Source organism: Cupriavidus sp. WKF15 (assembly GCF_029278605.1).
Taxonomy (GTDB): domain Bacteria; phylum Pseudomonadota; class Gammaproteobacteria; order Burkholderiales; family Burkholderiaceae; genus Cupriavidus.
In genome coordinates, this window is the sequence record NZ_CP119572.1 from 545,414 (window position 1) to 570,796 (window position 25,383).

The 25,383-nt window shown below is 67.5% G+C and carries 23 protein-coding genes and 1 tRNA gene; 6 read left to right on the plus strand and 18 right to left on the minus strand.

Going from position 1 to position 25,383, the window contains the following annotated elements; translation table 11 throughout:
• Position 1: 1 nt before the first annotated feature.
• Positions 2 to 838 (plus strand): 16S rRNA (adenine(1518)-N(6)/adenine(1519)-N(6))-dimethyltransferase RsmA, encoded by an 837-nt coding sequence (gene rsmA / locus CupriaWKF_RS02620; protein ID WP_276099491.1) that lies wholly within the window; start codon positions 2 to 4, stop codon positions 836 to 838.
• 44 nt (positions 839 to 882) lie between these two features.
• On the plus strand, positions 883 to 1,914 hold the full coding sequence (trpS, locus tag CupriaWKF_RS02625) for a tryptophan--tRNA ligase (RefSeq protein ID WP_276099492.1): 1,032 nt from the start codon (positions 883 to 885) through the stop codon (positions 1,912 to 1,914).
• Positions 1,915 to 1,997: 83 nt separating this feature from the next.
• Here the strand turns inward: trpS and CupriaWKF_RS02630 are convergent, their stop codons facing one another.
• The 15 genes from CupriaWKF_RS02630 to CupriaWKF_RS02700 form a co-directional block, all read right to left on the minus strand.
• Positions 1,998 to 2,903 carry a DMT family transporter gene (locus tag CupriaWKF_RS02630; protein WP_276099493.1) on the minus strand — a complete coding sequence of 302 codons (906 nt, stop codon included), beginning with the start codon at positions 2,901 to 2,903 and terminating at the stop codon, positions 1,998 to 2,000.
• 11 nt (positions 2,904 to 2,914) lie between these two features.
• A complete protein-coding gene (gloA, locus tag CupriaWKF_RS02635) occupies positions 2,915 to 3,322 on the minus strand; it encodes a lactoylglutathione lyase (RefSeq protein ID WP_276099494.1) in 408 nt (135 codons plus the stop codon).
• 105 nt (positions 3,323 to 3,427) lie between these two features.
• The gene (locus CupriaWKF_RS02640) at positions 3,428 to 4,297 is read right to left on the minus strand and encodes a SprT family zinc-dependent metalloprotease (RefSeq protein ID WP_276099495.1); all 870 of its coding nucleotides are present in this window, start codon (positions 4,295 to 4,297) and stop codon (positions 3,428 to 3,430) included.
• Positions 4,294 to 5,046, minus strand: coding sequence for a lysophospholipid acyltransferase family protein (locus tag CupriaWKF_RS02645; RefSeq protein WP_276099496.1), 753 nt, complete (start codon positions 5,044 to 5,046; stop codon positions 4,294 to 4,296). The genes CupriaWKF_RS02640 and CupriaWKF_RS02645 overlap by 4 nt, the downstream gene beginning before the upstream one ends.
• A gap of 41 nt (positions 5,047 to 5,087) precedes the next feature.
• Positions 5,088 to 5,666, minus strand: coding sequence for a D-glycero-beta-D-manno-heptose 1,7-bisphosphate 7-phosphatase (gmhB, locus tag CupriaWKF_RS02650; protein WP_276099497.1), 579 nt, complete (start codon positions 5,664 to 5,666; stop codon positions 5,088 to 5,090).
• A gap of 25 nt (positions 5,667 to 5,691) precedes the next feature.
• On the minus strand, positions 5,692 to 7,824 hold the full coding sequence (gene glyS, locus CupriaWKF_RS02655; protein WP_276099498.1) for a glycine--tRNA ligase subunit beta: 2,133 nt from the start codon (positions 7,822 to 7,824) through the stop codon (positions 5,692 to 5,694).
• Between the two features lie 35 nt (positions 7,825 to 7,859).
• On the minus strand, positions 7,860 to 8,492 hold the full coding sequence (locus CupriaWKF_RS02660) for a hypothetical protein (RefSeq protein WP_276099499.1): 633 nt from the start codon (positions 8,490 to 8,492) through the stop codon (positions 7,860 to 7,862).
• Positions 8,489 to 9,445 carry a glycine--tRNA ligase subunit alpha gene (gene glyQ / locus CupriaWKF_RS02665; RefSeq protein ID WP_276099500.1) on the minus strand — a complete coding sequence of 319 codons (957 nt, stop codon included), beginning with the start codon at positions 9,443 to 9,445 and terminating at the stop codon, positions 8,489 to 8,491. The genes CupriaWKF_RS02660 and glyQ overlap by 4 nt, the downstream gene beginning before the upstream one ends.
• A gap of 585 nt (positions 9,446 to 10,030) precedes the next feature.
• Positions 10,031 to 11,605, minus strand: a complete 1,575-nt coding sequence (gene lnt / locus CupriaWKF_RS02670; protein WP_276099501.1) for an apolipoprotein N-acyltransferase — start codon at positions 11,603 to 11,605, stop codon at positions 10,031 to 10,033.
• Positions 11,602 to 12,483 (minus strand): transporter associated domain-containing protein, encoded by an 882-nt coding sequence (locus CupriaWKF_RS02675; protein ID WP_276099502.1) that lies wholly within the window; start codon positions 12,481 to 12,483, stop codon positions 11,602 to 11,604. The genes lnt and CupriaWKF_RS02675 overlap by 4 nt, the downstream gene beginning before the upstream one ends.
• Positions 12,484 to 12,612: 129 nt before the next feature.
• Positions 12,613 to 13,374 carry an rRNA maturation RNase YbeY gene (ybeY, locus tag CupriaWKF_RS02680; protein ID WP_276099503.1) on the minus strand — a complete coding sequence of 254 codons (762 nt, stop codon included), beginning with the start codon at positions 13,372 to 13,374 and terminating at the stop codon, positions 12,613 to 12,615.
• On the minus strand, positions 13,375 to 14,373 hold the full coding sequence (locus CupriaWKF_RS02685) for a PhoH family protein (RefSeq protein ID WP_276099504.1): 999 nt from the start codon (positions 14,371 to 14,373) through the stop codon (positions 13,375 to 13,377).
• A gap of 23 nt (positions 14,374 to 14,396) precedes the next feature.
• Entirely contained in the window at positions 14,397 to 15,749 is a 1,353-nt protein-coding gene (miaB, locus tag CupriaWKF_RS02690; protein ID WP_276099505.1) for a tRNA (N6-isopentenyl adenosine(37)-C2)-methylthiotransferase MiaB, read from the minus strand.
• Between the two features lie 83 nt (positions 15,750 to 15,832).
• Positions 15,833 to 16,222, minus strand: coding sequence for a hypothetical protein (locus tag CupriaWKF_RS02695; RefSeq protein ID WP_276099506.1), 390 nt, complete (start codon positions 16,220 to 16,222; stop codon positions 15,833 to 15,835).
• Between the two features lie 175 nt (positions 16,223 to 16,397).
• Positions 16,398 to 18,089 carry a ClcB-like voltage-gated chloride channel protein gene (locus tag CupriaWKF_RS02700; protein ID WP_276099507.1) on the minus strand — a complete coding sequence of 564 codons (1,692 nt, stop codon included), beginning with the start codon at positions 18,087 to 18,089 and terminating at the stop codon, positions 16,398 to 16,400.
• 284 nt (positions 18,090 to 18,373) lie between these two features.
• Between CupriaWKF_RS02700 and CupriaWKF_RS02705 the strand changes: the two genes are divergently transcribed.
• Both CupriaWKF_RS02705 and CupriaWKF_RS02710 read left to right on the plus strand, forming a co-directional pair.
• Positions 18,374 to 19,879, plus strand: a complete 1,506-nt coding sequence (locus CupriaWKF_RS02705) for a DEAD/DEAH box helicase (protein WP_276099508.1) — start codon at positions 18,374 to 18,376, stop codon at positions 19,877 to 19,879.
• Positions 19,880 to 19,899: 20 nt separating this feature from the next.
• Positions 19,900 to 20,949 (plus strand): serine/threonine protein kinase, encoded by a 1,050-nt coding sequence (locus tag CupriaWKF_RS02710; RefSeq protein ID WP_276099509.1) that lies wholly within the window; start codon positions 19,900 to 19,902, stop codon positions 20,947 to 20,949.
• Between the two features lie 44 nt (positions 20,950 to 20,993).
• Here the strand turns inward: CupriaWKF_RS02710 and CupriaWKF_RS02715 are convergent, their stop codons facing one another.
• On the minus strand, positions 20,994 to 21,431 hold the full coding sequence (locus CupriaWKF_RS02715) for a universal stress protein (RefSeq protein ID WP_276099510.1): 438 nt from the start codon (positions 21,429 to 21,431) through the stop codon (positions 20,994 to 20,996).
• A 366-nt stretch (positions 21,432 to 21,797) separates the two neighbouring features.
• On the opposite strand from CupriaWKF_RS02715, the gene CupriaWKF_RS02720 reads away from it, so the two are divergent.
• Positions 21,798 to 22,865 (plus strand): CaiB/BaiF CoA-transferase family protein, encoded by a 1,068-nt coding sequence (locus CupriaWKF_RS02720; RefSeq protein ID WP_276099511.1) that lies wholly within the window; start codon positions 21,798 to 21,800, stop codon positions 22,863 to 22,865.
• 154 nt (positions 22,866 to 23,019) lie between these two features.
• Complete coding sequence (locus CupriaWKF_RS02725; RefSeq protein WP_276099512.1) at positions 23,020 to 23,658, plus strand: response regulator transcription factor; 639 nt, start codon at positions 23,020 to 23,022, stop codon at positions 23,656 to 23,658.
• Positions 23,659 to 23,721: 63 nt separating this feature from the next.
• Here the strand turns inward: CupriaWKF_RS02725 and CupriaWKF_RS02730 are convergent, their stop codons facing one another.
• Together CupriaWKF_RS02730 and CupriaWKF_RS02735 are read right to left on the minus strand one after the other, a co-directional pair.
• Entirely contained in the window at positions 23,722 to 24,927 is a 1,206-nt protein-coding gene (locus CupriaWKF_RS02730; protein ID WP_276099513.1) for a porin, read from the minus strand.
• A 357-nt stretch (positions 24,928 to 25,284) separates the two neighbouring features.
• Positions 25,285 to 25,361 (minus strand) — tRNA-Met (locus CupriaWKF_RS02735).
• Positions 25,362 to 25,383 lie beyond the last annotated feature (22 nt).

Here is a 25,383-nt window from a genome sequence, read left to right on the forward strand (position 1 = left end):
CATGCGTTCAAACATGCACCAGGGCCACGTGGCCCGCAAGCGATTCGGCCAGAACTTCCTGGTCGACGAATCCGTCATCCACGGCATCGTCAATGCCATCAATCCGCTGCCTGACGATGTGCTCGTGGAGATCGGCCCCGGCCTGGGCGCGCTGACCGATCCGCTGCTCGAGCGCCTGCCGCAGATGCAGGTGGTCGAACTGGACCGCGACCTGGTCGAGCGGCTGCGGCGCCGCTACGGCGACCGTCTGGAGATCCATGCCGGCGACGCGCTGGCCTTCGATTTTGGCCGGTTGCAGGTGCCAGGGCGCCCGCTGCGCATCGTCGGCAACCTGCCGTACAACATTTCGAGCCCGCTGCTGTTCCACCTGATGGAGTATGCCGACCACGTGCGCGACCAGCATTTCATGCTGCAGAAGGAAGTGGTCGACCGCATGGTGGCCGAACCCGGCAGCAAGGCCTTCGGACGCCTGTCGATCATGCTCCAGGTGCGCTACCACATGGAGCACGTGCTCGACGTGCCGCCGGGCTCTTTCAATCCGCCGCCCAAGGTCGATTCCGCCGTGGTTCGCATGATCCCGTGGCCGCGCTCGCAAGACGGCCGGCTGCGCTCGCCGCATGCCGATTGCGACATCACCGTGCTCGGCGACCTGGTCACCGCCGCGTTCTCGCAGCGGCGCAAGGTGCTGCGCAATACGCTATCGTTCCTGCGCGACCAGGTCGACTTCGAGGCGATCGGCTTTGACCTGGGCCGCCGCGCCGAAGAGGTGCCCGTCGGCGAATACGTCGAACTGGCGCGCCGCCTTGGCGGTGCCGCCTCCGACAGGCCGGCCGCCTGAAGGCACAGACCGCTTACATCCCGAAATTTCCGCGAATTTCCGCAATGACAGCCAACACGCAAACCAACAAGCGACCGGTCATCCTGACCGGCGATCGTCCCACCGGCCCGCTGCACCTCGGCCACTACGTTGGCTCGCTCAAGACGCGCGTGCAGTTGCAGGACACGCATGAGCAGTACCTGCTGCTGGCCGACACGCAGGCCATGACCGACAACGCGCACGATCCCGACAAGGTGCGCCGCAACGTGCTCGAGGTCGCGCTGGACTACCTGGCCGTCGGCATCGACCCGACCAAGACGACCATCACCGTGCAGTCGTACCTGCCGGCGCTGGCCGAGCTGACGCTGATGTACCTGAACTTCGTCACGGTATCGCGCCTGGAGCGCAACCCGACCATCAAGGAAGAGATCCAGGCGCGCGGCTTCGGCCGCGACATCCCGGCCGGCTTCATGTGCTATCCGGCGGCCCAGGCGGCGGATATCACCGCCTTCAAGGCCGACATCGTGCCGGTTGGTGAAGACCAGGCCCCGCTGATCGAGCAGACCAACGAGATCGTGCGCCGCATCAACCACCAGGTTGGACGCGACGTGCTGAAGGAATGCCAGGCGCTGATCCCGAAGTTCGGACGCCTGCCCGGTGTCGACGGCAAGGCCAAGATGAGCAAGTCGCAGGGCAATGCCATCGCGCTGGGCGCCAGCCCCGAGCAGGTCAAGGCGGCCGTGCACAGCATGTACACCGACCCGAACCACCTGAAGGTTTCCGATCCGGGCCAGGTCGAGGGCAATATGGTGTTCACCTACCTCGATGCCTTCGACCCGAATGTGGTGGAAGTCGAAGAGCTCAAGGCGCACTACCGCCGTGGCGGGCTGGGCGACATGGTGCTCAAGCGCCGCGTCGAAAGCGTGCTGAACGACCTGCTGGGCCCGATCCGTGAGCGCCGCGAGCAGCTCGCCAAGGACCCGGACTATGTGTTTGATCTGCTGCGTGAGGGCACCAATCGGGCCAAGGCCATCACCCAGCAGACGCTGGAGGAAGTGCGCGAGGCGCTGGGCATGTTCTCGTTCGGCAGCCGTTGAAGATTGCCGGGGCCGGCAGCGGCTCGACAAAAAAACGCGCGGATTCACCGCGCGTTTTTTTATGGTTCGGCGGATTGCGACCGTCAGCCCCGCCGATTAACCAGCACGATGCCAACCAGCACCAGCAGCGCGGCCACGGCAAAGCGCGGCCCCACCGCATCCTGCATCAGCACCACGCCGAAGGCGACGCCGAACAGCGGCGTCAGGAACGAAAATACGGAAAGCCGGGAGGCAAGATACCGGCGCAGCAGCCAGAACCACGCCAGGTAGCTGGCAAACGCGATCAGCACCGACTGGTAGAACAGGCTGGCCAGCACCGCGCCGTTGAGCTGCACACCGTCCGCCTGGCCGCCCATCAGCGCCATGGCCAGCAGCAGCACGCCGGACACCGCGAGCTGGTAGAGCAGGGTCTTGCTGGCCGGGGCGCTGGCCAGCGGCGTCGCACGCACGACCACGGTGGTCGCGGCCCACAGCAGGCCGGCCACCACGCCCAGCGCGTCGCCGGCCAGCGTGCTGCCATGCGCGGACGTTGCCGTCATGCCGTCCGCAAAGGCCAGCACCATGCCGCAGAAGGCCAGCACGACGCCCAACCATTGGGCCCGCTGCAGTCGCTCGCCGGCAACGGCAAAATGCAGGCCGATCGCCGTGAAGATCGGCGCGGTGTACAGGAACACCGCCATGCGCGATGCCGTGGTGTGGCCGAGCCCGACGAAGATGCAGAAAAATTCGGCGCCGAACAGCAGCCCCGCCAGCAGGCCCGCGCCAAGCGTGCCGTCGCGCTGCCAGATCGGCGTGCCGCGCCAGGCGGCAAAGCCGAACACCAGCAGCGCCGCAATGGCCGAGCGCACGCCCGCCTGCAGCACCGCGCCCATCAGCGGCGCGGTCAGCTTGATCACGACCTGCTGCAGCCCCCAGGCAGCGCACAGCACCACCATCAGGCCGACGGCGGCGCCATCGAGCGGGCGCCGGCTCAGGGTTTGCGCGTCCATGCCGGGCGCGCTCAGGGACGGCCGGCGTCGCGCGTGGAATGGCGCTCGATCAGTTCGATCTTGTAGCCGTCCGGGTCCTCGACAAATGCAATCACGGTAGTGCCGCCCTTGACCGGGCCGGCTTCGCGGGTGACCTTGCCACCTGCCTCGCGGATGCGGTCGCAGGCCGCGGCGGCGTTGTCGGTCTCCAGCGCGATATGGCCGTAGGCGCTGCCCAGGTCGTACTTGTCGACGCCGTAGTTGTAGGTCAGTTCCAGCACCGCGGTCTCGCTCTCCGGGCCATAGCCGACGAAGGCCAGGCGGTACTTGTACTCCGGGTTGTCGCTTTCGCGCAGCAGCTGCATGCCGAGCACGCGGGTGTAGAAATCAATCGAGCGCTGCAGGTCGCCGACGCGCAGCATGGTATGGAGGAGTCGCATTTGAGATGCCCTGTGGGTCGTTCTTGGAGGGAATGCGACATTTTAGTGCGTTTGCGTGAAACGCACCGGCGAGGCGGGCGGTGCCATCCGCCTCGGGGCAACGGCTCAGAACGTCGGCAGCAACTCGGGCGGATGCGCGCGCAACTGCGCGCGTGCGTCGCGGAACTCCGGGAAGATCGATTCCACGGTTTCCCAGAAGCGCGGACCGTGGTTCATCTCCTTCAGATGCGCCAGTTCATGCGCCGCGACATAGTCGATCATCGACATCGGGAAGTGCATCAGTCGCCAGTTCAGGCGGATCTTGCCGTCCGCGGTGCAGCTACCCCAGCGCGTGGCGGCCGAGGTCAGCGCAAATCCGGAATGGCGCACGCCGAGGCGCTCGGCGTAGTGGTCGAGCCGTTGCGGCAGCAGGCGGCGCGCTTGCTGCTGCAGCCAGCCCTGCACGCGGTCCTTGATCTGCTGCTCGTCGGCATGTGCGGGCATGGCCAGGTGGAGCACCCGTGTCTCGCCATTGAACAGCACCGCGCCGATGGGGGACTCCAGGACGAGCGTGATGGTCTGCCCGAGGAAGGGCAGGGTGGCGCCATCGCGCCACTGCACGGTCGGCAGTACGCGCCGCGTTTCACGCTGGCGCCATTCGCCGAGCTTGCTCAGGATCCAGCGCTGCTTTTCGACGATGGCGCTCTCGACATCGGCCAGCGTGACCCAGCGCGGCGCGGTGATCGACAGGCCGCGGTCGTCGACCGTGAAGCCGATGGTCCGGCGCGACGAACGCTTGAGCGTGTAGTGCAGCGTGTGCTCGCCAATCTGGAGCCTGCGGGCGTCCGGTTGCGGCGCGGGCCACCCGCCCGCGGGCGGCTGCGACGGTTGTCCCTGCGGCGTCGCGAGCCCCGCTACGATGCCCTCCCCGCTGTCGGCCAGCGGCAGCTCCAGCTGGGCGCCGGGGGCGTCGGGTGCGGGACGCAGCAAGCTCATGCGGCCTGTCCGTTGGCGTAGCTCTGCGCGTCGATGCGGCGCATGTCGCGCTCGATCCAGTCGCGCACTTCCTGGTTAAGCTGGTCGGCCGTCTTGTTGGCCGAAGGAATCGACGGCCCGATCGAGATCGTGATCGTGCCTGGGTACTTGAGGAAGGAATTGCGCGGCCACACGCGGCCCGAATTGACGGCCATGGGAATCACCCACGCCCCGGTTTCCACGGCGAGCCGGGCGCCCCCGCTCTTGTAGCGCGGGTTTGCCAGTCCCGACGGCGTGCGCGTGCCCTCGGGGAACATGATGATCCACGCGCCCTCGGCCAGGCGTTCGCGGCCCTGGCGCGCGGCGGAGGAGAATGCCTTGGTGCCTTCCTTGCGGTTGATATGCACCATCTTCAGCATGCCCAGCGCCCAGCCGAAGAACGGCACCAGCAGCAGCTCGCGCTTGAAGACATAGCACAGCGGCTTGGGCATCAGCGCCACATAGGCGATGGTCTCCCACGCAGACTGGTGCTTGGAGAGCAGCACCACGGGCTTGTCCAGCATGTTGTCCATGTGCTCCCGGCCTTCGATCCGGTAACGGATGCCGCAGAGCAGGCGTGCCGCGCCAATCGCCAGGCGGGTCCACCCGCGCACGAAATCGAAGCGCCGCGCGGCATTCATGAACGGGAACACGATAAAGCAGGCGCATGCGTAGGGCGGCGTCAGCACCAGCAGGTACAGCGCAAACAGAAAGGAACGCAAAAAGGTCATCGAGGGGCGCTTGATGGGGTCGGCAGTGGGTCAGCTGAGGGTCAGGAAGCAGTCGTGCGCGGCGCGCCGTCGCCGTCGGCCAGCCAGCGCGCGAATGCGCGCAGGTCGTCGTGAACGCGTGTGCCCGGAGGCAGGCCGCCCTTGTCCAGGGTCTTCCGGCCCTTTCCGGTCAGGACCAGGTGCGGCGTGCAGCCGACTGCCACGCCGGCCTCGAGGTCGCGCAGCGAGTCGCCGACAATGGGCACGCCCTTGAGTTCGATACCGAAGCGTTCGCCGATCTGGTCGAGCAGTCCGGGCTTGGGTTTGCGGCAGTCGCAGGCGTCGGCCGCGGTATGCGGGCAAAAGAACACGGCGTCGACGCGCCCGCCGAGATTGGCCAGTGCCTTGTACATCTTCTCGTGCATGGCATTGAGCGCGCTCATCTCGAACAGGCCGCGGCCGATGCCGGACTGGTTGCTGGCGACCACCACGCGGTAGCCCGCCTGGTTCATCGCGGCGATGGCTTCGAGGCTGCCCTCGATCGGCACCCATTCGTCGGCCGATTTCACGAACTGGTCGCTGTCGAGGTTGATCACCCCGTCACGATCGAGGATGACGAACTTGGGCGGCATCTGCGGCATATCTGGTTCCCGGTGTGGCTGTCGGTCACGCCGCCAGCTTGGAGATATCGGCCACGCGGTTGGCCAGCGCGTGCAGCGAGGCCAGCAGCGCCAGGCGATTGGCGCGCAGCTGTGCATCCTCGGCCATCACCATCACGCTGTCGAAGAAGCCGTCCACGGCCTCGCGCAGCTGGGCCAGGTCGCGCAGCGCGCTGGTGAAGTCGCCGCGCGCGAAGGCGGCTTCCACGACCGGGCGCACGCGCTCGATGGCGCCATGCAGCGCGCGTTCGGCATCTTCCTGGAACAGGGCCGGGTTGACCGCGGCAATGTCCTGGGCGGCTTCGGCGTTCTTCTTCAGGATGTTGGTGATGCGCTTGTTGGCGGCGGCCAGTGCCTCGGCCTCGGGCAGCGCGGCGAAGGTGCGCACGGCTTCCATGCGGCCGATCACGTCGTGCAGCTGCTGCGGACGCAGGCTGACCACGGCTTCGACTTCGTTCGTGGTGTAGCCCTTGTCCTTCAGGTAGCCGCGCACACGGTCATAGAGGAAGTCGGCGATGGCCTCGGGGGCCGGCTTGACGGCGGGTACGCCGGCAAAGGCCTGCAGGGTCAGCGCGAGCAGCGCGTCGACCGACAGGGCCAGCGGCTTCTCGATCAGCATGCGCAGGATGCCCAGCGCGTGGCGGCGCAGTGCGAACGGGTCCTTCTCGCCGGTCGGCTGCAGGCCGATGCCCCAGATGCCGACCAGCGTTTCCAGCTTGTCGGCCAGCGCCACGGCGGTGCTGACGGCGCCTTCGGGCAGCGCATCGCCGGCAAAGCGCGGACGGTAGTGTTCGGAGCAGGCCAGCGCGACGTCCTCAGCCTCGTCGTCGTGGCGGGCGTAGTACGTGCCCATGGTGCCCTGCAGCTCGGGGAACTCGCCGACCATGTCGGTCAGCAGGTCGGCCTTGGCCAGTTCGGCGCCGCGCATGGCGGCGGCCTTGTCGACCGCGACGCCGGCGGCATTCAGCGCGTCGGCGATATGCCCGGCGATCTGCTGCAGGCGCTGCACGCGGTCAAGCTGGGTGCCGATCTTGTTGTGGTAGACCACGCTCGCGAGCTGCGGCACGCGCGAGGCCAGTGTCTTCTTGCGGTCCTGGTCGAAGAAGAACTTGGCGTCGGCCAGGCGCGGGCGCACGACGCGCTCGTTGCCCGTGATGATCGACTGCGGCGTGTCGGTGGCGAGGTTGGAAACGATCAGGAAGCGGTTGCGCAGGTGGCCTTCGGCGTCGGTCAGCGCGAAGTACTTCTGGTTGGTCTGCATCGTCAGGATCAGGCATTCCTGCGGCACGGCCAGGAAGGCTTCCTCGAAATGGCAGGCGTAGACCACCGGCCATTCCACCAGCGAAGTCACTTCGTCCAGCAGCGCGTCCGGCATCACGACCTGGTCGGCGCCGGCGGCCTTGAGCAACTGCTCGCGGATCGACTCGCGGCGCTGCGCATAGTTGGCGATCACCTTGCCCTGCTGCAGGAGCGCGTCCGCATACTGCGTCGCGTGCGGGACCTCGATCACGCCCTGAGACAGGAAGCGATGGCCTTGCGTCAGGTTGCCGGCCTGCAGGCCCAGCAAGGAGACCGGCACGATTTCGCTGCCGAACAGCGCCACCAGGCGGTGCGCGGGGCGCACGAAATGCACCGTGTTGCCGTCCGGGCGCTGATAGCTCATCACCTTCGGGATCGGCAGCTTGCCGATGGTGTCGTCCAGCGCGGCCTGCAGGCCGCCGGCCAGCTCCGCGCCCTTGGCGGTGTAGCGATAGAAGAAGGCCTCGGCCTTGCCGTCGGAGGCGCGCTCCAGCGTCTGCCAGTCGATCTCGGGCACGCCGACGGACTTGGCCAGCGCGGCGAGCTTCTTGGCCAGCGGCGCGGTGGGTTCGCCGTTGGCGCCCAGCGCCACGGACAGCGGCAGGACCTTCTCGCGCTGCTCGCGGTCCGGTGCGCTGCGGCGCACGCCGGAAACCAGCGCGGCCAGGCGGCGCGGCGAAGCGTAGGGCGTGACGACGGCATCGGCTTCAAGCAGATCGCGCTCGCGCAGGCCGGCGAACAGGCCCTGCGCGAAGGCGTCGCCCAGGCGCGACAAGGCCTTGGGTGGCAGCTCTTCGGTGAACAGTTCGATCAGCAGCGAGTCGGTCATGGGTTGCGACATGAATCGTTTCCAACAGGTTGTGGCACGCCCTGCAATCAGCAGCGCGGCGCAAGATTAGGTTCTACACCGGAGAGCAGCCAGAGGCCGTTCTGTTGCCGGAATTGCAGCGTGGTGGACGCGCATTGCGCCACGGCGACGGCACTCGCCGCACCGTTGCCGGCAGGGCGGCTGCCCGCGGCCGGAAAGCGTGCTTCGATACGGCGCAGGCGCTTGTCGTAGCGGATCTCGTCGATGTTCCCGCCCACCCAGAAATCGATCTTCGACGGCAACTGTGCGGCCGAATAGTAGGTACGCACGACGCGGCGCGCCTTGCCGTTGCGGGTTTCCGTCTCGACCCAGGTCAGCGGGTAGCGGATCGCGCTTTCGTAGGCCCGCAGCGGCACGCGGTGCCAGCCGAGATCGCGCGAGCCGGACAGGTCGCACGCAAACGACCGCACCAGCTGCGTCCACTGGTCGAGCGCATTCAGCGACGGGCGCCAGTGACGCGCCATGGCCAGCTGCAGCCCCTGCGGATCGCCTTCGCACACATTGGACAGCTCGGCAGGCAGCAGCAGCGCCTGCGGGCCCGGCGCAGGCTGGGCCGTGGCGCGCGCGGCGGCGGCGCCCGTCGCTGCCAGCACGGCCATTGCCAGGGCGCAGCACAGCGCGCTGCGCGCGAGCATCGTCATGCCTTGGCCCCGCCGCACATCGGGAAGCCCAGTGCTTCGCGCGAATCGTAGTAGGCCTGTGCCACCTGGCGCGAGAGGTTGCGGATGCGGCCGATATACGCGGCACGCTCGGTCACGGAAATCGCGCCGCGTGCGTCCAGCAGGTTGAACGTGTGGGCGGCCTTGAGCACCTGTTCATAGGCGGGCAGGGCCAGGCGCGGGCCGGTTCCGGCTTGCGCTGCGGCGCCGCTGTCGTCCGGCTTGCCCGTATCGCCCATCAGGCGCTTCGCTTCGCCTTCATGCTCGGCGAAATGGCGGAACAGGATTTCGGTGTTGCTGTGCTCAAAGTTGTACGTGGACTGCTCGACCTCGTTCTGGTGGTAGACATCGCCATAGGTCAGGCGGCGCATTTCGCCGTTCTCTTCCCACTCGGTCCACACCAGGTCGTAGACGTTCTCGACCTTCTGCAGGTACATGGCCAGGCGTTCGATGCCATAGGTGATTTCGCCCGTGATGGGCTTGCAGTCGATGCCGCCGACTTGCTGGAAGTAGGTGAACTGCGTCACCTCCATGCCGTTGAGCCAGACTTCCCAGCCCAGGCCCCATGCGCCCAGGGTGGGGTTCTCCCAGTCGTCTTCGACGAAGCGGATGTCGTTCTGCTTCAGGTCCAGGCCCAGCGCTTCGAGCGAGCCGAGGTACAGCTCGAGGATGTTTTCCGGCGCGGGCTTGAGCACCACCTGGTACTGGTAGTAGTGCTGCAGGCGGTTCGGGTTCTCGCCGTAGCGGCCGTCCTTGGGCCGGCGCGACGGCTGTACGTAGGCCGCGCGCCAGGGCTCCGGTCCGATCGCGCGCAGGAAGGTGTGCACGTGCGAAGTCCCCGCGCCGACCTCCAGATCGATGGGTTGCAGGAGTGCGCAGCCCTGCCGGTCCCAGTAGGCCTGCAGGGTCAGAATCATTTGTTGGAAGGTCAGCATAGGGAGACTAGATCGGGAGTCCCGCCGCGATGCCGCGCCATCTCTGGCGCGGGCTGCAGGCAAAGTGCAGCGGGCGACGCATACGGTTGGTGCCAAACCCTGAATTCTATCGGTTTTTTGAACCCCGGCCTGCGTTTGCGGGCTGCGGCGGCATGTCGGTCTTTCGCAACGCATGGGGAAAACACCGACGGGGGTTTCAGGCAGCCTTGCCCTTGCCGATAACGTTTTTGTATACAGTATGAGTAAGCAACCGGCAGTCAGAGTCAGAGTTGCGAAGGACACCGGACACCGACGCCGCGCCAGCGCGCGTGATGTGCCGGATGGGAGTTCCGCTTCCTGCTACCAAATGGGGACATGGGTCATGACACTACTTTCTCGCAAACCTTATCTGCTCGCCATCGCGGTCATGATCGCCGCGGCAGCCCTTTCGGCTGTGACGAGCCTGCTCGGCTGATTCACCAGGCAGCGGCAAGACGAAACGGCATTGCCAGGCAACACCGCGACAATGCCGGGGCCCGACGCGCACCGCACTACCCGTGACGGACGCGCCGCGGCAGACCTGCAGCCTGTGATCTGACTGGCGCTTCAGCGTGCGCGCCGCGCGCGCCAGGCAGCCACCGCCAACACGGCTGCAATCCACGCCAGCACCGGCACATTTCCCCAGCGAATATAGGGCGTCAGGCCCTCCATGCCTTGCACCGAGGCCGTCAGTGCATCGACGGTGAAGGTCGGCAAGCGCGCCTGCACCTTGCCGTCCGGCGTCACCACGGCCGTCATGCCGGTATTGGTCGCGCGCAGCATCGGGCGGCGCATTTCCAGCGCGCGCATGCGTGAGATCTGCAGATGCTGGTCCAGCGCGATCGTGTCGCCGAACCAGGCCAGGTTGGTCAGGTTCACCATCATGTTCGCGGGCGCGGACTGGTGTCGCAGCGACTGGGCGATTTCCTCGCCGAACAGATCCTCGTAGCAGATATTGGGCGCCACGTGCACGCCGCGCACGGGCATCGGCGGCTGGTCCAGCCCGCCGCGGCGGAAGTCGCCGAGCGGCATCTTCATCATGTCGACGAACCAGTGGAATCCAAGCGGAATGAATTCGCCGAACGGCACCAGATGGTGCTTGTTGTAGCGGTAGAGCCCGCGTGACTGCGGGCCAATGCCGAACACGCTGTTGGTGAAGTCGACCGGCGAATCGGCGCCGGCGGCGCCGAACAGCACGGTGGTGCCGGACTTCTCCATGAAGTCGCGCATGGCCATGGCGACCTCGACCGGCAAGTCCTGCAGGATGACCGGAAACGCGGTTTCCGGCGTCACGATCAGGTCGGCTGGCGTGGCTGTGATCATGTCCCGATAGAGTTCGATCGAGCGCTGCACGCCGGCCTGCTCGAACTTGATGTCCTGCGGCACGTTGCCTTGCAGCAGCCTGACCGTGATCGGGCTGCCTGCCGGCGTGGTCCATGCCAGCGGCGCCAGGGCCGCGCCCGAGACCGGCAGGGCCGCGCCGAGCACGGCGGCAGCCAGTCCGCGGCTGGCGGCGCGCCGCGCGGATGCGCGCACGGCCAGCACCAGCAGTGCGGCCACGGTGGCCGCCAGCGCGCCAATGCCGTACACGCCGAGCAACGGCGCAAAGCCGGCCAGCGGGCCATCGGTATGCGCATAGCCGCCCGACAGCCAAGGGAATCCGGTAAAGACCACGCCGCGCAGCCACTCCGACAGTCCCCACGCCGCGCCGAAGGCCAGCGGACTCCAGATCGACAGCCGCGGCAGGCGCGTGGCCAGGCGGTGCCATGCCGCGGCGGCCAGCGCCGGATAGAGCGACAGGAAGGCGCTGAACAGCACCACGGCCAGCGCGGCCATCCAGGCCGGCATCTCGCCGTAGACATGCATGCTGATGTAGAGCCACCAGATGCCGGACAGGAACCAGCCCAGGCCGAAGGCATAGCCGGTAGCGGCTGCCACGCGAGCGCGCGGCGCATCGGCGATCATCGCGGCCAGGCCGGCCAGCGACAGGATCTGCAGCCACCACCAGTCATGCGGGGCGAAGGCCTGGGTGTGGGCGATGCCGAGCATGCCCGCCAATAGCAGGCGCGCAAGGATTGCCGTGGAGACGCGCTCGCGCGCCGTGCCGGGCGTGCCGGCCAGCACAGGGGCCTGGCGCTTCATGCGTCGGCCAGGTGGTTCGCGGGCGACTCGCGGTGCACGAGCAGCAGGTGGACCTGGCGCGCGTCGGCGCGCAGCACTTCGAAGCGGACCGGCGGCAGGGTGATGATCTCGCCGCGGTGCGGCACATGGCCGAGATGGTTCGACAGCAGCCCGCCCACGGTATCGACGTCATGGTCGGAGAATGCCGTGCCGAATACCTCGTTGAACTGCGAGATCTCGGTCAGGCCATGCACGCGCCAGCCACCGTCGGGCAGCGGCAGGATGTTGTCCTGGTCTTCGTCGAGATCGAACTCGTCCTCGATGTCGCCGACGATCTGTTCCAGCACGTCCTCGATCGTGACCAGGCCCGCCACGCCGCCGTATTCATCGACGACGATGGCAATGTGGTTGCGGTTGTTGCGGAACTCGCGCAGCAGGATGTTCAGGCGCTTGGATTCCGGAATGAACACCGCCGGGCGCAGCGTTTCGCGCAGGTCGAACTGCTCGTCGGTGTAGTAGCGCAGCAGGTCCTTGGCCAGCAGGATGCCGATGATGTTGTCGCGGCTGCCTTCGTACACCGGAAAGCGCGAGTGCGCCGTATGCTGCATGAAGGGGATGAAGGTCTGCGGCACGTCCGCGATATTGACCATATCCATCTGCGAACGCTGCACCATGATGTCGCGCGCGGTCAGCTCGGAGACCTGGAACACGCCCTCGATCATGGAGAGCGAATCGGCGTCGATCAGGTTGCGCTCGTGCGCATCCTGGAGCACGGCAAGCAACTCCGCGCGGGATTCGGGCTCAGGGGAAATCAGGTCTGTCAGGCGTTCGAGAAGCGATCGGGGACGATCGGACTGCTTGAATTGGGCAGGCTTCGAACTGGGATAGGGGTCGTTCATTTCGCGGCAAGCGCGTGGTGGAGATCGTCTGAAGGATACACTAAAAGCCCGGCAACTCTCGTGACACAGCCAGCCAATGCGGCTGGCTGTGTGCGGGTAGGCTCACTTCAGGGGCGAAGCGGCCGGCTTTCAGTGCGCGACCGGCTTGCGGTCGTTGCGGTAAGGATCGTCATAGCCCAGGGCCTGGAGCGTTTCGGTCTCGATCGCTTCCATTTCCTCGGCTTCGGCATCGTCATCGTGCTCGTAGCCTTGCGCGTGCAGTACGCCATGCACGATCAGGTGCGCGTAGTGCGCTTCGAGCGGCTTGCGCTGCTCGCGCGCTTCGGCTTCCACCACGGGGCAGCACAGCACGATGTCGCCGGTCACCGGGTCGTCCTCATTCTCGGCGTACGCAAAGGTCAGCACATTGGTGGCGTAGTCCTTGCCGCGGTAGGTGCGGTTGAGCGTGCGGCCCTCGTCTTCGCCGACGAAGCGAACGGTGAGCGCGGCGTCGGCGTACAGCGCCGATGTCACCCAGGTCTCGATCTGCCTGCGTGCAGGCAGGCCGGCGCGCTTGCCGACGCCGTCGCCTTGCTGCACCTCCAGGTCCAGCGCGGGCGGCGTGGCGGGGGTGCCCGTCGTGGTGACGACCGGCGTGGCGGTCACGGCGACCGACAGCGCATCGCTATTGTCCGGGCGTACCAGCAGGCCGGCCTGCTGGCGGGTGTCGGTATGCTCGGCCAGCAGGGCCACCACGCCGTCGGCGGCCTGCGACAGGTCGAGGGTCAGGCTGCGGCCGTCGGGCAGTTGCACGCGCACGGCATGGGCTGCGCTCTTGCGCGCACGGCCCTCGTCATCGAACAGGGTCAGGCTGACGCCGGAAGAATTGGCATTGGCTTTCTTGGATTTCACTTACGCGTCCTTGTGCTGGGCGTGATATTCGTCATAGGCGTCGACGATGCGGGCCACCAGCGGGTGGCGCACGACGTCGATGCTGGAAAAGCGCGTGAACGCAACGCCGCGCACCTCGCGCAGCACGTGCTGGGCCTCGACCAGGCCGCTCTTCTGCCCGCGCGGCAGGTCGATCTGCGTGGTGTCGCCGGTGATCACCGCCTTGGAACCGAAGCCGATGCGCGTGAGGAACATCTTCATCTGCTCGGGCGTGGTGTTCTGCGCCTCGTCCAGGATGATGAAGGCATGGTTGAGCGTGCGTCCGCGCATGTAAGCGAGCGGCGCGATCTCGATCATCTGGCGCTCGAACATCTTCTGCGTGCGGTCGAAGCCGAGCAGGTCGTACAGCGCGTCATACAGCGGACGCAGGTACGGGTCGACCTTCTGCGCGAGGTCGCCGGGCAGGAAGCCCAGGCGCTCGCCCGCTTCCACGGCCGGACGCGTCAGCACGATGCGCTTGACCGTGTCGCGCTCGAGCGCATCGACCGCGCACGCCACCGCGAGATAGGTCTTGCCCGTGCCCGCCGGGCCCACGCCCAGGGTCAGGTCGTGCGACAGGATGTGGCGCAGGTACTCGCGCTGCGTGACGGTACGGCCCTGCAGGCCCGGGCGCCGCGTGTGCAGCACCGGGGAATCGTCCTCGAACCCGGGGGGAGCATTCTCGTCGTCGGCTTGCGGCAGGTAGCCGCCGTGCGCGGAGATCTGGCGCGTTTCCACCAGGCCGAGCTGCACGTCGTCGATCGACAGCGCGGTGCGCGCCTCGTTGTAGAAGCGCTCCAGCGCGGCTGCGGCATCCTGCGCGTTGGTCCCGCGCACCGTCATGCGGTGGCCGCGGCGCTGGATGTTCACATCGAGTGCCTGTTCGATCTGGCGCAGGTTCTCGTCGAGCGGGCCGCACAGGTTCTGCAGCCGGGTGTTGTCGTCGCGCGGGGCGACGAATTCTGCGGTAGGAATCTTCATTCTGGCGCGAGAGGTGCCTTCGCTCATTGCCGCACCACGATCTCACCGCGCAGCGAGTGCGGGAACGCCTGCGTGATCGACACCTCGACCATCTGGCCGATCATGCGGTCGCGCTGCGCCTGGGGCACGCCCGGCAGCGCGAAGTTGACCACGCGGTTGTTCTCGGTGCGGCCGTGCAGTTCGGTCGGGTCCTTGCGTGCCGGGCCTTCGACCAGGATGCGCTGCACCGTGCCGACCATGTTGCGGCTGATGCGCTGCACGTTCTCCTCGATCGTGGCCTGCAGGTGTTGCAGGCGGCGCAGCTTCACCTCGTGCGGCGTGTCGTCATGCAAATTGGCCGCGGGCGTGCCGGGGCGCGGGCTGAAGATGAACGAGAACGAGGTGTCGTAGCCGATCTCTTCGATCATGGCCATCAGCTTGTCGAAGTCGGCGTCGGTTTCGCCGGGGAAGCCGACGATGAAGTCCGACGACATCGACATGTCGGGGCGCAGCGCGCGCAGCCGGCGCACGATGCTCTTGTACTCGAGCACGCTGTAGCCGCGCTTCATCGCCATCAGCACGCGGTCGGACGCATGCTGCACCGGCAGGTGCAGGTGGTTGACGAGCTTGTCGCAGCGGCCGTACAGATCGACCAGGCGGCTCGTGAATTCCTTCGGGTGGCTGGTGGTGTAGCGGATGCGCTCGATGCCGGGGATCTCGGCCACGTACTCGATCAGCAGCGCGAAGTCGGCGATCTCGCTGGTGCCGCCCATGGCGCCGCGATAGGCGTTGACGTTCTGGCCCAGCAGCGTGACTTCGCGCACGCCCTGTTCGGCCAGCCCGGCCACTTCGGCCAGCACGTCCTCGAACGGGCGCGAGACTTCCTCGCCGCGCGTGTAGGGGACCACGCAGTAGCTGCAGTACTTCGAGCAGCCTTCCATGATCGAGACGAAGGCGCTCGGGCCTTCGACGCGGGCCGGCGGCAGGTGGTCGAACTTCTCGATCTCGGGGAACGAGATATCGACCTGCGACTGGCCGGTGCGCTGGCGGCGCGCGATCAGGTCGGGCAGGCGGTGCAGCGTCTGCGGGCCGAACACCACGTCGACATACGGTGCGCGCGAGACGATGCTGGCGCCCTCCTGGCTGGCCACGCAGCCGCCGACGCCGATCACGAGGTCGGGCTTCACGGCCTTGAGCGCCTTCATGCGGCCCAGCTCGGAGAACACCTTCTCCTGCGCCTTTTCGCGCACCGAGCAGGTATTGAACAGGATCACGTCGGCGTCTTCGACGTTGTCGGTGGGTTCCAGCCCCTGGCTGGCGTTCAGGACGTCGACCATCTTGTCCGAGTCATACTCGTTCATCTGACAGCCGTACGTTTTCACAAATACTTTCTTCATGGTGCCGGTCTCAGTGGTTCACCTGGGGGCATCAGGGTGTTGCAACGACACGGGACGCGCGTGCGCCGCCGTACTTCGATGGGTCAGGATTTTTTTGCCTTCAGTTCCTTCTGTTCCTGTTCGCTCAGTACCCAGGCGGTCAGGAGCTGGCCGTACAGGTCCAGCTGGTAGCGCACCGGCAGCTTCTGGCCGGCGATGGCAGTCAGGTTCTGCAACTGGTTGTCGGTGCCGAAGACGCGCAGGCCCGGCGCCACGCCGATGGTCTTGCCATCGAGCGTGACCGTCTGCGGCGCGCCGGCGGACGGCGCGGCGATAACCAGCCTTGCCTGCGGCGCATCGACCGGGATCACGCGGATCGGCTGCGCCATGGCGCCGGCGGCGCCGAGCCACAGCGCCGTGCCGAGCGACAGGGCCAGCAGCGGCTTGAGGAAACGCGATGAAGCACTCGGACGCGGGGAACGGCCAGCGGGCATATGGGCTCCGGAAGCGGTGCAGCTTAGGTTGAATGGGGAACTGGAAGGTAACCTGTTATTTTACGGTTCTTCGGAGGATTGCGGGGAATGGGTGGTGGTGGGTTTGTTGTGCTTGGCCTGCCAAGCACAACAAACCCTAACCTCTCCCCCATTCCCATGCAACGCGCGCGCTCGCCTAAAACAGGCAGGATGCCTCCTGCAGCACACGCTGCTTGGACACCGTCCCCATCAGCTCCCGGCTGCCGGCATCGCGCACCAGCGGAATCCGGTTGATGCCATGGGCCGCAAAGACCTCCAGCGCGTCGCGCAGCCGCGATTCCGGCGTCAGCGCGGGGAAATCGCGCTCGGCCAGCGCCAGCACGCCGGTAGTGGAACCTTCGCGCTGCGCGCGCTGCAGCGCATGGATTGACAGGGCGCCCAGCAGCCGACCATCGGCCCCGACCAGGTACAGGTAGCGCGTGCCGGTCTCGGCAAACTTGTCGGCCGCGGCGGCAAGCGAGACATCGGGCGCCAGCGTGGTATCAGTCGGATCGCACAGCCCGGCCAGCGTCATGGCGCGCGCGTGCTCTGCCGCGGCCGAGGCCTGCGCGCGCTCGGCAATCACGCTGTAGAGCGACAGCGTCTGGCAGCGCGACGCCGTGTAGTACGCGGCCACGGCGCCGATCATCGAGGGCAGCAGCAGTGCCGGCGCCAGCGTCATCTCGAACACCATCAGCACCGACATCAGCGGCGCCTGGCTGGTCGCCGCGAGAAATGCGCTCATGCCGACCAGGGGCAGCACCGGCGATGCCGGCGCGCCGGGCATCACGGCCTGCATCGCCAGCGCCAGCAGCTGCCCCAGCGCGGCGCCGACGAACAGCGACGGCGTGAACACGCCGCCGACAGCGCCGGAGCCCATGCTGATGACCGTGGCCGCCAGCTTGGCCAGCAGCACCAGCCCGACCGAGACCGTCAGCGGCTGCTCCTGCAGGATGGTCTGGATAGTGGAGTAGCCATTGCCAACCACTTCCGGGACGCCCATGGCCAGCACGCCGACGAGCGCGCCGCCCAGGGCCAGCCGCGCTACCGGCCCGCCGGGCACGTGCGCGAAGCGCCCGCGCGCCTTGCTTGCGGCGCGCAGGAACAGCGCGCCGACGACACCGGCCGCCACGCCCAGTCCAGCTGCAGCCACGATCAGTTGCGGGCGCAGGTCGGGCGCAATGTGCAGGCCGGGATACAGCGGCTGCAGGCCACTATGCCACTGGCTGACCATCGCGCCGGCCACGGAAGCCAGGAACAGCGGCATCAGCCGTTGCACCGCCAGTGCGCCGAACACCACTTCGGCCACGAACACGGCCGCCGAGAGCGGCGTGTGGTAGACCGTGGCCAGGCCGGCGGCGGCACCGCAGGCCGTCAACATGCGGCCCATGTTCGAGGCGCCATCGGGCCGGCCGATGCGCGTCGACGGAAACAGCGAGCCGCACAGGGCGGCGAGCTGGATCATGGCGCCTTCCTTGCCGACCGAGCTGCCGCTGACGATCGAACAGAACGACGACAGCGAGCGCAGCAGCGTGACGCGCACGGGCAGGCGGCCGCTGCCGTTGGCCACGGCTTCCATGTAGTCGGTCGCGCCGCCACTGCCGGCGAACCGGTTGGCGGCCGCGAGCAGCAGGCCGGCGAGCGCCCCGCCTGCCGCCGGCACGACGATGCGCCACGCCAGCGCCAGTCCGGCAAATACCGCGACGATATCGGCATTGCTCGAGAAGAGCACGACACCGGCCCGTTCCAGCGCTTCCTTGAACAGGGTCGTCGCAATGGCTGCAAGTATGCCGACCGGGATCGCCGCGAACAGCGTGACTTCCTGGTCTTCGAGGAAACGGAACCGCATGGGTGCTTGCGTCGGTGGCGCCGTGGCGCGGCCTTCCGGAACAGATGGTGGCCGCATGATAGCGCAGCGCCACTCGCACAGCGCCACCAAGCATGTGCCCCAGCCGGCACCGCATATCCATGTGCTCAATAGGTTCGTCCTTGGCTGTTACACTACCGACCTTTGTTTCGTCAGCGGTCGCTTCGCCCCGCTTTGCCGGTCCCCGACCGGTCCTGTTTCAGATCACCCAGGTCGCCTGTTGGCTGGCGCGCCTCGCGCGCAACGGACGGCCGAAGCATCCATTCATGTCTTTCTCCGAACTCGGCTTGTCCGACAAGCTTGTGCGGGCCGTGGCCGAACAGGGCTACAACACCCCGACTCCCATCCAGGCCCAGGCAATCCCCGCCATCCTCAAGGGCGGCGACCTGCTTGCCGGGGCCCAGACCGGTACCGGCAAGACCGCCGGCTTCACGCTGCCGATGCTGCAGCTGCTCTCCGACTCGGGCACGCAGCGCCAGGGCCGGCCGGCGGTGCGCGCGCTGGTGCTGACCCCGACGCGGGAACTTGCCGCGCAGGTCGAGGAAAGCGTGCGCAACTACGGCAAGTACCTGAGGCTGCGCTCCATGGTCATGTTCGGCGGGGTTGGCATCAACCCGCAGATCGAGCAGTTGCGCCGTGGCGTGGACATCGTCGTGGCAACGCCGGGCCGCCTGCTGGACCACGTGGCCCAGCGCACGATCGACCTCGCGAGCGTAGAGCTGCTGGTGCTCGACGAAGCCGACCGCATGCTCGACATGGGCTTCATCCATGACATCCGCAAGATCCTCAACGTGCTGCCGCCGAAGCGCCAGAACCTGCTGTTCTCGGCGACGTTCTCGGACGAGATCCGCGCGCTGGCGGACCGTCTGCTGAACAACCCGGCTTCGATCGAGGTCGCGCGTCGCAACACCACGGCCGAGACTGTGGCCCAGCGTGTGTATCCGGTGGACCGCGAGCGCAAGCGCGAACTGCTGGCGCACCTGGTGCGTCAGAACGACTGGCACCAGGTGCTGGTATTCACGCGAACCAAGCACGGCGCCAACCGGCTCGCCGAGCAGCTGACCAAGGATGGCCTGTCGGCACTGGCGATCCACGGCAACAAGAGCCAGTCGGCACGCACGCGCGCGCTGTCCGAGTTCAAGGCCGGCACGCTGCGCCTGCTGGTCGCGACCGATATCGCCGCGCGCGGCATCGACATCGACCAGCTGCCGCACGTGGTCAACTTCGACCTGCCCAACGTGCCCGAAGACTATGTGCACCGCATCGGCCGCACCGGCCGCGCCGGTGCCGAGGGCGAGGCGATCTCGCTGGTCTGCGTGGACGAGCACGGCCTGCTGCGCGATATCGAACGCCTGATCAAGCGCAAGCTCGAGCAGACGGTGCTGACCGGGTTCGAGGTGGACCCCAGCATTGCGGCGGAGCCGATCCAGAAGGGCCGCCAGCAGCGTGGCGCCCAGGGCGGCGGCGGACAAGGCGGTGGACGTGGCCGTGCCCAGCCAAAGCCGGCGGCGGCCAAGCCGGCGCAGGGCCAGTCGCGTCCGCGTCCGGCCCAGAACGCGCCGCGTGGCGGCGCCAGCCAGGCCGGCGGCGAATCCGGCCGCGGGCAGGGCGGCGCAGGCCGCAATGCCGGGCAGGCCCAGCCGCGCAACCCGCAACGCAGCGGCGGCCAGCCGCGGCCGGCGCAGGAAGCAGCCGGCGCCCCGGCGCGCAACCGCCGTCCGGCGCCACAGGCCGCACTGCTTGGCGGCACCCCGGCCAAGCCCGCACGCTGAGCCCTCCCAGCCCCGCAGCCATGAGCGCCCCGCACGCATCCGGCGACAACGGCATCCCGTTCGCGGGGCTGACGCCCGAACTGATCCTCGATGCGATCGAGTCGGCGGGCATGCGCCCCGATGGCCGGCTGCTGGCGCTCAACAGCTACGAGAACCGGGTCTGGCAGGTCGGCATCGAGGATGCCGCGCCCGTGGTGGCCAAGTTCTACCGGCCTGGCCGCTGGACCGACGCCGCCATCCTCGAGGAGCACGCCTTCGTGCAGCAGCTTGCCGACGCCGAGATCCCTGCGGTGCCGGCACTGGCCGGGCCTGGCGGCAGCACGCTGCAATACCACGCGGACTTCCGCTTCGCCGTGTTCGCCCGTTGCGGCGGGCGCGAACCGGCGCTTGACCGCGCCGACACGCTGACCTGGCTCGGCCGCTTCATCGGCCGCATCCACGCCATGGGCGCGACGAACGCCTACCAGGCGCGCCCGGTGCTGAACGCGCAGACGTTCGGCGTGGCCCCGCGCGACTGGCTGCTCGCGCACGACTGCATTCCCGCCGATCTGCGCGAACCCTGGCGGGCGATCGTGGACCTGGCGCTGGACGGCGTGCGCCGCTGCTATGACCGCGCCGGCGATGTGCGCCTGCTGCGCGTGCATGGCGACTGCCATCGCGGCAACGTGCTGTGGATCGACGGCGACGGCGACGGCGGCGCCCGGGCCACGGGCCTGGCCGCCGCGGGTCCGCATTTCGTGGATTTCGACGACAGCCGCATGGCCCCGGCCGTGCAGGACCTGTGGATGCTGCTTGAAGGCGACCGTGCCGCCATGCAGGACCAGCTCGCCGATATCGTCGCGGGCTACGAAGATTTTGCCGAGTTCGCGCCGCGCGAACTCTGGCTCGTGGAAGCGCTGCGCACGCTGCGGCTGCTCCACTACAGCGCCTGGCTGGCCAGCCGCTGGCAAGATCCCGCTTTTCCGGCCGCGTTCCCGTGGTTCGGCACGGGGCGCTACTGGCAGGACCGCATCCTGGAATTGCGCGAGCAGGTCGCGCTGATGGAAGAAGCGCCCCTGTGGGGCGCCTGAGGAACTGACCGTAACGGTGGGCGGGGCGTTCAGCCCGCGCCCGCTCAGGCCTTTTCGGGTGCCTTGACCAGCAGGACCGGGCACGGCGCCTGCGCCAGCACGCGGCCCGCCACGGAGCCGATCACCGCATCAAAGAACGAGCCGCGGCCATGCGTGCCCATGACGATGGCCTGCGCATCGGCCGAGCGCGCGTAGGCGACGATGCGCTCCGGCGCGAAGCCGTGCAGCGCATGGCGCTCGAACGGAATGCCGGCGGCGGTCAGGATCTCGCACACGCCGGCCATTGCCTTGTCGCTTGCGTCCTGGTGCCAGGCGTCGATGGTTTCCTTGCTGACAAAGGCGCGGACCTGTCCGCTGACTTCGGGCGCGACGTGCACCACATGCACGGTAAATCCGCTTTGCAGCAGCTTGCCGTCGGCGATAAAGCGGGCGGCAGCGTCGCTGAAGGCCGAACCGTCGGTCGCGAGCACGATATTGGTCATGGCGGGAATCTCCTGGATGGGGGCGCTGTACGGATACGCCAGGTTATAGGATAGGCACAATCGGCGCCGCCAGGCGGGTGCGCGGCGAGCCGTCCGTCACCATCTTCGCAGCAAGTCCTTCGTCACAATCGGATATAGATCAAGTGACTCGGAAATTTCCTCTGCCCGGGGCCGTCGCGGTGAGACTGGCGGATATGTCAAGGCGACTGACACATTTGGCCATTGCCGCCCGCGGGCAGGCCCGCTTAGCATGTGCCCAGCCCGGATGGCGTCGCCGCGACTAGGCGCCCGGCCTTTCCATCCCCAAGAACATCAGGCGATCCTGCCCGGCGCGGCCGGCAGGTCGCTTCGACGGAGACAGCAAACATGAGCGAAAGCGGCAACCTCCTGCCCCTGCGTGGCGTCAAGATAGTGGAATTCGAAGGTATCGGCCCGGGGCCGCTGTGCGGCGCCATGCTCGCCGGCCTGGGAGCGGAAGTCACGCTGGTGACCCGTCCGGTCGCTCCGGATGCGCGGCGGATCCTGCGCGGCCAGGAGGTGCCGGCCGAGATGGAACTCGAGCACGGCAAGACCGTGATGCAGCTCAACCTGAAGTCTGCCGAGGGCGTGGCCGCCGCGCTGGAGCTGGTGGCTGGTGCCGACGCGCTGATCGAGGGCTTGCGCCCCGGTGCCATGGAGCGCCTGGGCCTGGGCCCGGCGCAGTGCCATGCGCGCAACCCGCGCCTGGTCTACGGCCGTATGACTGGCTGGGGCCAGACCGGCCCGCTTGCGCAGAGCGCCGGACATGACCTGAACTACATCGCGCTGACCGGACTGCTGTCGATGGCCGCGCGCGACGGTGCACTGCCGATGGTGCCTCCCACAGTGGTTGGCGATGCCACCGGCGCGCTCGGCCTGGCATTCGGCATTACCAGCGCCATCCTGCACGCGCGTGCGAGCGGGCAGGGCTGCGTGGTCGATGCCGCGATCACCGATATCGTTGCCATGCTCGGCTCGCTGGTGCAGGTGTCGCGCGCGGCCGGCACGCTGGGCGGGCCGCAGCCCAGCGCCTTCCATGACTCCCCGTTCTACGACGTCTACGCGTGTGCCGATGGCCGCGCCATCACGCTCGGCGCGCTCGAGCCGCAGTTCTACCGCGAGCTGCTCGAGCGGCTCGAACTCACGGACATCGATCCGGCCGCGCAGTACGACCGTGCCCAGTGGCCGGCGGTGAAGGCGCGCATTGCGGCGCTGATCGCTTCGCGGCCCAGCACGCACTGGGAATCGCTGCTCGGCGGTACCGACGTCTGCTTTGCCCGCGTGCTGACGCTGGACGAGGCGGCGCGCCACCCGCACAACCAGGCACGCGGCACGTACCGCCTGTACCGCCAGGGCGATCGCGAAGTCGCCCGCTCCGCACCGGCGCCGCGCTTTTCGCCTGCAAAGCCGGCCTGAGGGCCGGCCGGACGGGCGCATCGCCCACCGCCGGGGCGAGCAAATTCTGCGGCCCCGTTTCGACAACTACGCACGCGGTTGCAGCCGATTCGTCGATCCGGCGTGGGGCTCACGACCTAACCTTCGCGGTATCCCTTCAGCAAGGAGCCGCGAGTTGGATTTCACCCCGTTCGATGAAGCTCTGGTCGTCGATGCACGGCCGGCACCGCCCCGCGAGGCGTCGTGGCAGATCCCCCATGCGCTTGGCGCGCGCCGAACGCTGCTGGCCGACAACGTGCGGCTGGCCCGGCAGATGGTGCGGGAGCGCCAGCCGGAACTGGTGGTGATCGAGCTGGACACGCTTGGCTCGGCGGGCATCACGCTGATCAGGCGGCTGGCCGCCGGCCATCCGGCAGTGCGGCTGCTGGTGATCTCCGACAGCGATGCGACGATGGCGCCGGTGCAGGCGTTGCGTGCGGGCGCCCACGGCTTCGTGCCCCGGCAGCGGAGCCTGGCGGAAATGGTCCACGCAGCGCGCGGCGTGATGTCGGGCTACCTGGTCTTTCCTACGCAGACGATGGAGGCCGCACGCCAGCTGCGCCTGCCATCGGCCGGCCGGCTTGCGCGGCTGACGGCGCGCGAGCTCACGGTGCTCCAGTACCTCGCGCGCGGACTTTCCAACAAGACGATCGCCGCGCGGCTGCTCATCAGCAGCAAGACCGTGAGCACCCACAAAACCAACATCATGTGCAAGCTCAACGTGGATTCCGTGGTGGAGATGGTGGACTATGCGCGACGGCATCGTTTGCTGTGACGGCGAAAGTCCTGCCTGGGCCACGAATCCGCCGATCGGCCAAGGGATCCGTGGCCGATCGGCTCAGAAGGTGTGGCGAACCCCCATCGCAACGCCGGTCATGCTTTTCTGGCCGGGAACCTGGTTGTAGGTATAGAGGAATCCCGTGAAGGGACCATCGAAACTCAGGCTCCCGTTGCGCGCGTAGTCCACGCTGGCATACACGTCCGTGCGTTTGCTCAGGTTGTAGTCGACCATGAGGCTGTACTGCTGCGGATTGGCTGGATTGGTTCCGGGCGATGCCGAGCCCGTTGCCGCGAAGGGGCGGCCCTCCCGGATATCCGCATAGTAGTAGCCGGCAAAGATCCCGAGCGCCGCCGTCGCCTGATAGGCGACCCCCGCATACCAGAGGTTGTCTCGCTGCAGGCTGGCCCCGTTGGCGAAGTCGGACTTGCGCCAGCGATAGCCTCCGAAGACCTTCACGGGCCCCTTGGCATAGCTGACCGCGGCGGCCACCTTGCGCTCCATCCCGGTACGTCCCGGTGCGTCGGGCGTGGGGCTCGGATTGGGGGCGGTCGGATTCCAGTGGTCATAGGCCACCATGGCGCCGAAGCCGGCACGTTCCCAGGACAGCGCGGCACCATAGGCGGTGTTGTACTTGGCGTGACCGGGCGCTTCACCGGCGCCGCCGTTATACAGCGGAATGGACCCGACCACTTGCACGGGGGTCCCGGTCCCGAATGAATAGTGCGCAACGGCCTGCACCGGGCCAAATGTCCCCGTGTACTTCAGCATATTGTTTTCGCGGTAGTTGATGCCCAGGGCCCAGAGGCCGGGCTCGAAGGCCGGTGCCAGCCGCAGCGGCATGAAGTTCGGCAGGGCGTCGGACAAGCTCGTGGTCTGGCGGCCGAACGTGACCTGTCCGAGCTGGCTGTTGGAAAGGCCAACCATCGCGATCTGGTTGAAGGGGTTGCTCGAGGAGATCGCGAACTTGCCGGTGGCGCTCTCGAATGCGCTCTGAAGAACGAAGATGGCCTTGCTGCCGCCGCCAAGATCTTCGCTGCCGCGAATGCCCCATCGCGATGCCAAGAGGCCGCCGTCGGGCGTGAGGCCGATCCGGCTTCCGCTGGGCTCGCCCACCGCGCCTGTCGGTCCGAGCGTGCCGACCTTGCTCACATACTGGATCCCGGCATCGATGGTGCCGTAAAGCGTCAGGCTGCTTTGGGCGTGGACGCCTGCCGCGCACGCGCTCAGCGCAGCCAGTGCCGTACATTTGATTCTGGTTTTCATTGCTCCACCACGTCTTTGTATTCCGAGTGGGGGCGGCTTGCCTCGATGTTGTCCCGCACCGTTCCGGGAGGACGGGCGAGTGGACCCGCCTCTGTGCCACGACTTCACCATCGCGACCGGGTTCAGTCACTTGCCCTTCTTGCGCTGGAGCAAGGTTGGTGTATGGGATTGGACTGGAGTGAACGATGTTTGCGACACCGCAATCTCTCGGCGCAAGCGGTATGCCCGTGTCTCGGTGCACGGGCGTTGTTCACGTGATTGTTGTGCCGGCGGCCCGCCAGGCCTGATGAGGGTTCGCTTCGCGGAACCCGGAAAAGACAAAGGGGGTCAGCTTGCGCTGACCCCCTTTGGGAATGATGGTGGCGAATCAGGGACTCGAACCCCGGACCTGCGGATTATGATTCCGTCGCTCTAACCGACTGAGCTAATTCGCCAACAGAGACCGCTATTCTACCG